Consider the following 11,527-nt stretch of genomic DNA (forward strand, 5'->3'; position numbering starts at 1 on the left):
AATGAGTCAACTACCAGCATATTCCTTGCAAGCTCTGCGGCTGCCGAGATGCTTTATAGCTCAAACGGAGCAACTAAATAATGAAATATCAATTCGTCGGGCAATCCGACCTCAGTAGTTCCAGGCTGGTATACGGCTGTATGCGTTTGACCAGCAAGGATTACGCCTCCAGCCGCAAGATGGTGGAGGCGGCGCTGGCGGCAGGTTACAACCATTTCGATCACGCCGATATCTACGGCGGCGGCAGTTGCGAAACTGCCTTCGGCAAGATTTGGCGCGAACTCGGGATGTCTCGAGAAAAAATCATCGTCACCAGCAAGTGTGGCATTCGCCTGGCGAACTCTCCGCAAGCGGGTTATCCCAAACGCTACGATTTTTCCCGGGAGCATATCCTGCACTCGGTGGACGTCTCCCTCTCGAGATTGGACTGCGATTACCTGGATATGCTGCTATTGCACCGGCCGGATTATTTGTTCGATGCCAGTGAGGTGGCCGAGGCCTTCGCTAGCCTGAAGAACAGTGGCAAGGTCAGGCATTTTGGGGTCAGCAATTTCACCACGGCACAGGTGGCATTATTGCACTCGGTGTTGCCCATGCCGTTGCTGGTGCACCAGGTAGAAGTCAATCTCAGCAATCTCAACGCCCTGCACGATGGCACCCTGGAGCAATGCCAGCAACTGAAGATTACCCCGCAAGCCTGGAGCCCGCTGGCTGGCAGTATTCTACCCACTGCCTCCCATGCCCTCGGTGCTGATACTGACCTGCGTTTGCAAGAAGAGTTAGCGGCACAGGCGCAGAAATACGGCGCCGCACCCTGGTTGATCGTGCTGGCGTGGATCCTGCGCCATCCCGCCGGCATCGCCCCGATTATTGGTACCACATCCCCCGCAAGAATTGCCGAATCTGTCGCTGCCCTGGGCATCGACTACCGGCGTGAGGATTGGTATCGCTTGCTGGAGGCGCGCAATGGGAGTGAAGTGCCATGAACCGGTTTACGGCTGTATGGAAAACTGAAAATATTTGCCGCTGGAGTATTGCTCTGCTGGCATTATTGAGTGCAGGCTGTCAGCAGGACTTCCGTGAACGAGATAGTCGTCAACAAGACAATCGCCAACAAGAGTACGGCAAGGAGCAGCAAGCTATCGTAGCGCCAGCATTTGAACAACAGATTCTTGCATTCAGCACTTATGATGGACGCAGGGAAAGTGCCACTTTCAGGGTCGAGCGGGAGGAGGGCGACCTGCGCAGCTATTGGCACAGCACTAGCCAGCCGTTGCGTGACCAGCAGCCCCAGGCCGAAAGCTACCCTGAATACCCAGACCAACCGCGCCTGCGCAGCGGCAGCGTGGCGTTTGATGCCCTGTTCGCCCTGGCGGTGCAGGAAATGCAGCAGGACTCGGTCAGTGAAATCAGGGACGAGGCCTACAATGGCGGCGAGGCTATTGCCTGTGACTGTTTCGAGACCGGGGCAAAATGGCACTATGTCTGGACCCGGGACCTGGCCTATGCGGCCTGGCTCGGGCTGGGGTTTGTCGACCCGCAGCGGGTGCGCAATTCACTGCTGTTCAAGACCTCCAGCCTGCGCCCAGGGGTGAGCAAAGCCGCTGCGGTGGCCGGCAGTGCCGATGGCCTGCAAATTATCCAGGACACGGGCAGCGGCGGGAGCTGGCCCATCAGCAGCGACCGGGTCAGCTGGGCCTATGGCGCCGAAGCGGCACTCAATAGCCTGCCTGAGGCAGCGCGACAGAAGTTTGCCAAACAGGCGCTAGCGGCGCTGGCCAACACGCTGGACAATGACCGCCTCGCGGTCTTTGATCCCGCCAGCGGCTTGTACGGCGGTGAGCAATCCTTTCTCGACTGGCGCGAACAGAGCTACGCCAGCTGGATTCCCGGGCAGCTGGCCAGCATGGCGACCGCCAAGGCTCTGTCCACCAATGTTGGTCACTACCAGGCGCTGCAACTGGCCGTGCGCCTGGCCAAAGAGAACGCCGATAGCGGCAGGGCGGTGCGCTACCAACGCTGGGCGCAGCAGTTGAAGGTCGCCATTAACCGGGAGTTGTGGATCGAGGAGGCGGGGCTCTACAGCAGCCTCACCGCAGCGCATTTCGACTACGCGGTTATGCCTCGCTACGACTGGCTGGGCCAGTCCCTGGCCGTTATCAGCGGAATTGCCGATGCCCGCCAGCGGCAAAAAATACTCGCCAACTATCCCCACGGCCCCATGGGGGCGCCGGTCATTTTTCCGCAGCAGCCGGGCATACCCGTTTACCACAACCGCGCCATCTGGCCGTTTGTCACCGCCTTTGGTTTGCAGGCGGCTATCGGCGTTGACGATTCGGCAAGTGCTAATGCGGCAACGACCAATGTAGCGGTGGCCAATAGCGCCATCGAGACGCTGGTGCGCGGTGCGGCGCTGAATATCTCCAATATGGAGAACCTGGAGTGGCTGTCCGCTGAGCCTCTGTTTAACGATTCCCGCGACCCGGCCCTGAGTGGCCCGGTGATAAACTCCAAGCGACAATTGTGGTCCGTGGCGGCCTACCTGGGCATGGTGGTGAACCGCATCGTTGGCCTCAACGCCGACGCCGATGGCCTGCGCATCGCACCGTATGTGAGCACCTGGCTACGGGATTACCTCGGCGCCAGTCCAGCGATTGAGTTACAGAACCTGAACTGGCAGGGCAAGCGCCTGGATGTGCGGTTGCAGTTGCCGCTGCACACTGCTGGCGAAGGTTATTACGCGGTCGATGAAATCCGCCTTAATGGCGAGTTGATCGGCAACCGCATCACGCTGGAGCAACTGGCGGATGTCAATCAGTTGCAGGTCACCCTGGGTAAAGTGGTTGCCGGTGCCAGCGCCATCACCCGGGTGAACTCCGACCCCCGCGAGTTTGACGAACGGGTCTACGCCCCCTACGAACCACACCTCAGTGTTACCGCCGGCAAGGGCCCGCTGCGTGTAAGCATCACAGATGAGCGCAATAAGGGTGGCGTCTATTATCGCCTGTTTCGCAACGGCAAACAGGTGGCGGACCAGTTGGCCGCCGGGCCGTGGACGGATCCGCATCCCGATCCTTACCAGTCCTGTTACGCCGCGGTAGCGGTGTTCAGGTCTTCCGGTCTGGAGTCCCACCACAGCCAACCGGTTTGTGCCCGGGTGGGCATGGAAATCGGCGTCGGCGATGCCCGTATCAGTAGCAGTGTCGCGCCGCGCCAAGCGGCTGATGGATTGCTGCTGCCGCAGTGGGGCAAGCCCGACGATCAGTTTACGGTAAACGATATCCGTATTGAGCAGGCGGGCTCTTATGCGATTCAGTTGAAGTATCGCAATACCCTGAATGGCATCAATACCGGAATTACCTGCGGGGTGAAGTGGCTGCAGGTGTTTGATAGCAATAATCGCCCGCTGGCGGCAGGCGTGATCCAGTTGCCGCACACGATCCCCGAGGCAGCGGTGGCCAATTTCTCTACGCCGCTGCAGCTTGAGTTGGCGCCCGGGCGCTATCGGTTGGAGTTGAAAGATTTCTACAATATGAGTTATTTGCAGAGCAATGCGACTTATAGTGGTAACAGCGGTGCCGGTGGTTTGAACGGGCCGGTCAATGCGTTTGATATTTACGGGGTGCGATTGTTACCGGTTGTTGAGTAGGCGTGTGTGGTAATAATAAAACGGGATTAGCGCGGCGGCCCGGTGGGTGTGCCCTGCCAGACCGGCCGCAGGCTTTCCGCGCTTTTCGTACTCACTGCCTTTGTTAACAGCTAGCTAGGCGCTTTGCGAAAGTATCCGGTTTGTAAAAGTCTGGATTAGCGCGGCGGCCCGGTGGGTATGCCCCGCCAGACCGGCCGCAGGCTCACCGCACTTTTCGCGCTCCCGGAAACTCGCTACGCTGCGCTTCGCTCAAACATCCGTCCGCGAAAGCCCGAAAAGCGCGGAGAGCCTAAACGCGACCTGATTGGTCTGGCAGGGCACACCCACCGAGCCTTGACCAGGCATCGAGCAAGATTCTGGAAAAAGAAAGAATAAAGATAAAGATAATGAGGTCCTCGTGAGAATCAAATATCTCGATCTTCTGCAGGTTTTGGTGGGCATGACGGGCGTACAATCAGGTCTTGAGCAGATTTCAGTTCTTTAAGTCGAAAGTGAAATCACACTGTTCTTAGAAAGCACAATGTAGTCAGCGGTGGGGGGAGCCCGTTGCGGATCAATCAGGCCATGCTTATCCCCCCGACCACATTTGGGGTAGTCGGCAAGGACTGTCTGAATCCCAATTTTTTGCGCGTCTTTATGCGCAAAAAATGGTTGAGTTTCGCAGCCGCCAAATGTGGTCGGGGGGATATGGCCGATCCGCAATGGGCTCCCCCCACCGATGACGGGCAGATTACCCACATCTCAAAAGTACAGATTACCCACATCTCAAAAGTACAGACTACCGACATCTCGAAAGTACAGACTACCGACATCTCGAAAGTACAGACTACCCATACCTAAAAAGGGCAATTCATCGCAAGTGACCCCGGCAACCCAACTGGATTGTGATAAAGTTTGCCCAATACCCTTTTACTCCTTGTTTATTACTTATTACAGGTATCCGGAACTATGCCCAATATCGACAGAAAATGGTGGAAAGAAGCCGTCGTCTACCAGATTTATCCGCGCAGTTTTAAAGACAGCGATGGGGATGGGGTAGGGGACTTGCGGGGTATTATTGAAAAGCTGGATTACATCAAAAGCCTTGGTGTTGATACGGTGTGGCTGACGCCGGTGTACCCGTCGCCCAACGACGATAACGGCTACGACGTCAGTGATTATTGTGGCATTCACCCCGACTTTGGCAGCATGGCCGATTTCGATGAACTGTTGGAAGGCATGCACGCGCGTGGCATTCGGCTGGTGATGGATATCGTGGTCAACCACAGCAGCGATGAGCACCCCTGGTTTGTGCAGTCGCGCAGCTCCCGGGATAACCCCTATCGCGATTATTATCACTGGTGGCCGGCGGAGAAAGGCAAGCCTAACTATCGATACTCGTTTTTTGATGAGGATAACAATGCCTGGCAGTACGACGCTACCACCGACGCTTATTACCTGCATTATTTCTCCGTCAAACAGCCGGACCTGAATTGGGATAACCCCGAAGTGCGGCGCGAAGTCTATAAACTGATGAATTTTTGGGCGGCCAAGGGGGTGGATGGTTTTCGCCTCGATGCCTTCCAGTTGGTGGCCAAGGACCCGGAGTTTCCGCCGTTGCCGGAGAGCTGTGCAGAGGATATCAAACACGTTATCAGCTACCAGGCCATGGATCCCAAAGTGCACGACTATTTGCAGGAAATGCACCGCGAGGTATTTAGCAAATACGACCTGATGACCGTAGCCGAAGGTGCGGGTAATACCTTTGCTGACGCCCACGCGCTGGTGGACGCCGAGCGCAATGAATTGAATATGGCCTATCATTTTGACGGCGTGCATGTGGGCAGCAGCCTGGCGGGTTACACCCTGGCGGAATTCAGGGATGTCTACACGCGCTGGGAGGAAGCTTTTGCGGAAAAGGGCTGGCTGGCGATCTACCTGGCCAACCACGATGTGCCGCGGATGGTGAGTAAATACGGTAACGACAGCCCGGCGTTGCGCGCGGCGTCGGCCAGCCTGCTCAACACTTTTGTTCTCAGTATGCGGGGTACGCCCTATGTCTACTACGGCGATGAGCTGGGCATGACCAATACGGAGTTTGAGGGTATTGCCGACTTCCAGGACATCGCCGCGCGGAACAGCCATAAAAAAGCGCTCAAGGACGGGGTCGATATGGACACCTTTATGGCGCAGTTGAAACACCTGTCGCGGGACAATTCCCGTACCCCGATGCAATGGGACGCTTCGCCCAACGCCGGTTTTAGCAGTGGCACACCCTGGTTGCGGGTCAACCCCAATCACAGCGAGATTAATGTGGCGGTGCAGGAAAACCATGCGACCAGCCCGCTGAACTATTTTCGCCGCCTGGTGCAGTTGCGCAAGGATCACCCGGTGCTGGTGTACGGCAGCTATCAGTTGTGGCTGCCGGAGCACGAGCAGGTATATGCCTACAGCCGCCGGCTCGACGACGCAGCTGTACTGGTGTTGTTGAATTTTTCCGATGCGGAGGCCAGCGTTGATTTGCCGAATGAGCTGGTGCCGCAGGGTTTGTTGATCAGCAACCTGGCAGCGGCGCTACCGGTCGCGGGCAAGCTGGTGCTGCAGCCTTACCAGGCGATTATCTTCGCTTTATAGAGTTCGAGTTGGGAGGTTGAAAGGGTTTGCCACTGCGGGTATGCCAGCGATAGGTTCAGCGCTACTGTAGCCTGTTGACCGCGCTGCCGCCCGGACCGGGATATTGTCCGGGCGGCAGCGCGGTTAAGGCGGCGACCAGCAGCTTCTGCGGCTCACTTAAACACTGGCTTCTGCGGGTGTCGCCTCTTTGACCAGGTGGTCAAAGGCCGCGACGATGGCGTTGGCAACCTCGTAGGGCGGCGTTGCAAAAAACAGTGACCAGGCGTCGGCGTTGGATTTGCCGCTTGCCGCTGTAGCGACAGCAGAATTATTCTCGCTGTGAATGCGCACTGCGTAACCAATCAGGACATCGAGTACGATATAGCTGTCGAGTTTGAGGGAGGGGTTGGCCCGCAAGATAGCAGCGACCACCTGCAGCGCTTCCAAAACCAGTTGGCGATATTCCGGGGCGTGGATGTGATTCAGCTTGTCCTCGATCAGGAGGGCGAAGTTCTTTTCACCCGGGGTCATGTCGGCGCGGATGATTTTACTTTCCAGGCGGTTCTGGGCGCTGAGGCGATCGCCAATTACGATGCCGGCGCACTGGCCAAACCCTTCCCACACCTGGGCGCAAAACGCTTCGCTCAGGCGAATAACGCCGCCGTGGGCCTTGCGCCAGCCAGCCCAGTCAATATCGGTTTGTTCCCCAGTGGCGCCGGACTCCAACTGCGGGTTGTAGTCGGGGGTAAATTTGATCCTGACCATGTCGCTGTCCTGCAGGGCGACCTGCAAGGATTCGATACTGGCCAAGTGGTTGAGGCTATCACCGGTATTGGTGAGCAACTGGTGCAGGCGCTGCATAAGGTTTTGCGGGTTGAGTTCCAGCAGTTCTTCAAAGGCCTCATCCTCGGTAATGCCTCGCTCCCAGGCCAATTCGCCATTCAGCAACAGCAACAGGTGCCAGCACTGCAGGGTATAGGTGTTTTTGAAGGCCGCCGGATCGACCTTGACCAGCTTGCCGAGCAGCAGCACCAGCTCTTGCAGCAACAGTCGGCCGCGGAGGTCGTCGCCGCCGTAGGTGTTGATGCGCTCCATGATTTCGGCGTTGCCCAGCGGCCTGACGATCAGCACCTCGTCACTGAATGAGCGGCCAACCGCCACCCTTATGCCGCGAATGACCAGCCTGGCGAGTTCATCCTGGAGTCGTTCGTCGTACCAGCCGAGCAGGGCTGCGGTCCGTCGCATCACACCCCACAGGCGCCACTGGGCGGCCTGGTGGTAGAGTTCCTCCGCCAGGTCCCGCAAGTTGCGGCCAGCGGCAGTGCTGGTTTTACTGTCCAGTCGCTCCCAGAGAATGCTGATCAATTCAACCTGGGCGTAGGCGTTGGTGCTGAGTTGCAACTGCTGCAGCAACTCCTCGTCACTGCTCTTGCTCCATAGGTTGATCAGTGATGCAGGCACCCGCTGCGCCGCAGCACGGCTGTTTTTAAGTACGCCTTGCAATGGCTCCGGCTTGGCAAACTCATTTTGCTGAATGGCAAAATCGTGCAGGTAATCGATGTTTTCCCGGCTCGCGGTGGGCAGGTGTTCGGTGATCCGGGCCACACGGGTGGAGACACCGTTACAGTCGCCGGCCTGCAATTCCTGCAGCAGGGCGGTGAGCAATTCATGGCCCGGCGACGATAACATGGCCCGGGTGATCATAAAGCTCAACAGCGGTCGGCCGGGTTTGCGCCAGTTGCGCTGGATATGCCCCAGTTCGGCCCGGATTTGTTCCACCAGGAAATAGTTGTCCAGTTGAAAGTAGGAGTGCCGGGTGTGAATAAACGGTGGCAGGAAGATAACTTGTTCACCGCGCAGGGTATAGATCTGGGAGGTGGTCAGGGTATCCAGTTGCCGCAGCGGTCGCCCGGACAGCGACAGTTTGTCATCGCTGCCCACGCCGGTAAATGCGCGCGCCAGCGCCGAGGAACTGGCGACCTGGATGGGGGCGATTTGCTGGGGGGTTTGCGAGGCAATGCCGAGTTCGTGCAGCATCGCCCTGACTTCGCTGTTCTCTGCCAGCAGGGTGACCAGCAAACGGTTTTTGTGCGGCTGTTCCTGCTGCCAGCGCCGGTCCAACGGGTCGATGTCAGAGGGGTAGAGGTATTTTTCCTGCAGCAGTGAACTGAGAATGCTCAGGCTCTGGGCCCATACCAGTGGTACGTTTTCGTTGGCGAGTCGCGGTTGCGAGTGCGGTGCGGCTTTTTCGGCCTCAATATGTTCCGCTGCCACATAGTAGAGTTCGGGCAACAGTTTCTGCCCGTCCTGCTCCACGAACAGCGGCTCCAGCGCCTGCTGGTAGAAATTCGCTTGCTGCTCGTCCATGCGCATTTGCCCGTCGAGTAGCAGGTAGGTGAAGAACAACGGCCATTCCGACTCGATATCTTCAAACGCCTGCAGCTCACCGGTTTTATAGTAGAGGCGCTCGTGGTCTTCCACCACAGTCTGGTGCCCATCCCGCAGAAATCGCTTGCAGCCATAGCGGCCCTGCAACTTGTCGACGATTTCCTGGCGGGTGCGGTTGACCAGTGCTTCGTTTTCGACGGCGTAAGCGGGGAAGCCGATGATGCTGAGCAGGGCGGCGTCAATCTCTTTGGACGCCGACTCCCTCGGTAAAAGTGCCTCGAGGGTGTCCCGGGCGTTGGCGATGTCATCTTCAACCACGTGAATCACCGAGCTTTCGTTACCTTCAGTGCCGTACAGGTCGAAGCCGCGCATGGCTTCCAGGGCTGCCTTGGCCATGCCTACGGAGCTGGCGTTGATCTCGGCGTTGCCCTCGTTGCTCTTGGCGCCGCGTTCCCACAGGCCAAAATCCGGGGTCAGGTAGGCGCGGCTGATATAGTGCACCAGGTTCTGGACGAAGTTGACCTCCTCCTGGTTAAAAATAATGCGCAGGCCGCTGGCGGTCATTTGGGCCAGCATCAACAGGAAGATCGAGGTGGCATCCAGTTGCAGGTGGCCCCATTCATCGTCGCCAACCACCGGGTCGCCGGTCTGGGTATTGTACTTGGCGTGCAGCGCATCCATGGGGTTGAGGGTGTGCTTGAAAGCTTCGACCTTGTCGCTCTGCTTCATCATGCAGATGAGCAGGCCGCGCATGAGCTTGACCACGCTCTGCTCCAACGCGTAGGCGCGGCCGCTATCGCACTCCGCCCGGCGGTAGGCGATGGCCAGGCCCCAGGGGGCGAGAATACTGTAGACGTTGTCACGCACCCAGGCATCGGTGTAGTCGCCGTGGACTGTGACTGCGGTGCTGGCGGGTAGCAAGCCGGTGATGGGGTTTTGCCGGGTCAGGATAATTGACTGTACGTCGCGGTAGTAGCGGTCCAGGCCCAGCTGTCGCTGTTGCTTCTGCGGGGCCTGCTGTATTGCTTTGCGGTCCATAAATAGACTCCTCACAAACGGGTGGCATCGCCACCGGATGCGCCGATGGTGCGAATTTCCCCGGCGCTGTGCAATGGTTCGTTGCTGAATACGTATTCAGCAGCTGTTCTTGTTTGCGCAGATAATGATCTAATACGCGAGCTTCAGTTGCGCTCTCCAGTAGCCTGGGATCAAACCCGGCCGGGAGGGCGAAGCTGGTTTCTACAGCGTGCTCCTGTGGGTTTAATCTCAGGGCTCCCGGTCGGGTAAATACCTGGCTTTCGGCACTGTTTTCCGAATGTCCGCCAGGGGCGTCTGGAACTTGCCAGCCCGTTAATCATGAAGAGCCCCGGTTCGCTAAACTTCCGCCAGATTTCCCTGGCAAATACTTAATCACGACCATTTTCAAAATGGTCTCCCTTGATTTCGCTCACGGAGGCTGAAGTCGATGTTGTCCAATACTTTAATGTTGGAAATGGTTGGCCTGGTGGCCGGCTTTTGTACCACCCTGAGCTTTCTGCCCCAGGCGTTGCAGGTTATCAAGACGCGCAACACCACCTCCATTTCACTGATGATGTATGTGGTTTTTGTTACCGGCGTGACGCTGTGGATCATCTATGGTGTACTGATATCCAGCCTGCCGCTGCTGATGTGGAATTTCTTTACCCTGTTGCTGGCGGGCACCATTTTGCGTTTGAAGTTGCGTTATGGTTGATCGCGACCCGGTCAGTGCCCCCGCGATAAACACTGCATTGGCTGCGCGCCGGGGGTTAACCTCTTTTGACGGTTGATTATTTTGCCAGTGGGGCGCAGGATTGCCGTTCCACCAGGCGGGGGGTGACAAGTTCGGACTGCACGGTCTCACCCTCGATCAACTGGATCAGCTTTGCCACCAGCAGTTCGCCAGAGCGATGGGTATCCTGGTGCACCGTGGTTAAAGGCGGATACATATAGGACGCGGCGGGGATATCATCAAAGCCCAGTACCGAAATGTCGCGCGGGACTTCCAGCTGGTGTTCCCGCAGGGCGCGAATGGCGCCGATCGCAATCAAGTCGCTGGCACACTGAATGGCAGTGAATTTTTTTCCGGAGCGGAGCAGCTTATGCACTCCTTCACAGCCTTCCTCTTCGAAATTGTAGGCCTCGTGTTGCAGGCCGGGCTCAGGCTCGATGCCCGCCTCGCGCAGTGCCTCCATGTGGCCCTGGTAGCGCAGCATAAATTCCGGGCTGCGCTGGGTGTTGCCACCGATAAAGGCGATCTGCCTGTGGCCCAGTTGAATAAGGTGCTCGGCGCCGGCGCGACCGCCAGCAAAATTGTCGCAACTCAGGGACAGCCCCGGCTGCCCCTCTTCTTTGGGGCCCCAGATAATAAAACGGGCGCCGGCATTATCCAGCTGTTCCAGCTTCTCCCTATAGGTCATATAGTCGCCATAACCGAGCAGGATAATGCCATCAGCGCGGCTGGAGACTTCGTAATCAATGTGCCAGTCTTCGCTGAACTGCTGGAACGAGAGCAGCAGGTCGTAGCCGTGGCCGGAAGAGAAGCGGGTTATGCTGCCCAGCAGCGACAGGAAAAACGGGTTGATATGGGAGTCGTCGGTGGTGGGGTCTTCGAACAGCAGCAGGGCCAGGGTTTTCGAGGATTGCGAGCGCAGTCCGGCGGCGTTCTTGTCGACCCGGTAGTTCAGCTCGCGGGCAATCTCCTGAATTTTTTGCCGGGTTTCGGGGGTCACCAGGGGGCTGTTTCTTAACGCCCGGGAGACTGTGGACTGCGACACGCCAGCGCGGTAGGCAATATCCAGGGATGTGGCTCTGCGCTCTTTCAAAAGGGTTGCCTCCAGAGAAGTGTAATTGTTATCGGCTTTCTTTGGGATTTACTAA

The 11,527-nt window shown here is 57.7% G+C and carries 6 protein-coding genes; 4 read left to right on the forward strand and 2 right to left on the reverse strand.

Going from position 1 to position 11,527, the window contains the following annotated elements; all coding sequences use genetic code 11:
- Positions 1 to 80 precede the first annotated feature (80 nt).
- From G8764_RS08695 to G8764_RS08705, 3 genes are all read left to right on the forward strand, one after another.
- Positions 81 to 986, forward strand: a complete 906-nt coding sequence (locus tag G8764_RS08695; protein ID WP_166164220.1) for an aldo/keto reductase — start codon at positions 81 to 83, stop codon at positions 984 to 986.
- Positions 983 to 3,649, forward strand: a complete 2,667-nt coding sequence (locus tag G8764_RS08700) for a glucosidase family protein (protein WP_166164222.1) — start codon at positions 983 to 985, stop codon at positions 3,647 to 3,649. The genes G8764_RS08695 and G8764_RS08700 overlap by 4 nt, the downstream gene beginning before the upstream one ends.
- Before the next feature lie 948 nt (positions 3,650 to 4,597).
- Entirely contained in the window at positions 4,598 to 6,262 is a 1,665-nt protein-coding gene (locus G8764_RS08705) for a glycoside hydrolase family 13 protein (RefSeq protein ID WP_166164224.1), read from the forward strand.
- 156 nt (positions 6,263 to 6,418) lie between these two features.
- On the opposite strand, the gene G8764_RS08710 is transcribed toward G8764_RS08705, so the two are convergent.
- Complete coding sequence (locus tag G8764_RS08710) at positions 6,419 to 9,667, reverse strand: phosphorylase b kinase regulatory subunit alpha/beta (protein ID WP_166164226.1); 3,249 nt, start codon at positions 9,665 to 9,667, stop codon at positions 6,419 to 6,421.
- Between the two features lie 427 nt (positions 9,668 to 10,094).
- Here G8764_RS08710 and G8764_RS08715 point away from each other — a divergent pair, with 427 nt between their 5' ends.
- Positions 10,095 to 10,361 carry a SemiSWEET transporter gene (locus tag G8764_RS08715; RefSeq protein WP_166164228.1) on the forward strand — a complete coding sequence of 89 codons (267 nt, stop codon included), beginning with the start codon at positions 10,095 to 10,097 and terminating at the stop codon, positions 10,359 to 10,361.
- A 76-nt stretch (positions 10,362 to 10,437) separates the two neighbouring features.
- On the opposite strand, the gene G8764_RS08720 is transcribed toward G8764_RS08715, so the two are convergent.
- A complete protein-coding gene (locus tag G8764_RS08720; RefSeq protein WP_166164230.1) occupies positions 10,438 to 11,472 on the reverse strand; it encodes a LacI family DNA-binding transcriptional regulator in 1,035 nt (344 codons plus the stop codon).
- Between the last annotated feature and the right edge of the window lie 55 nt (positions 11,473 to 11,527).

Origin of the sequence: Pseudomaricurvus alcaniphilus (genome assembly GCF_011440395.1) — a bacterium.
GTDB lineage: Bacteria > Pseudomonadota > Gammaproteobacteria > Pseudomonadales > Cellvibrionaceae > Pseudomaricurvus > Pseudomaricurvus alcaniphilus.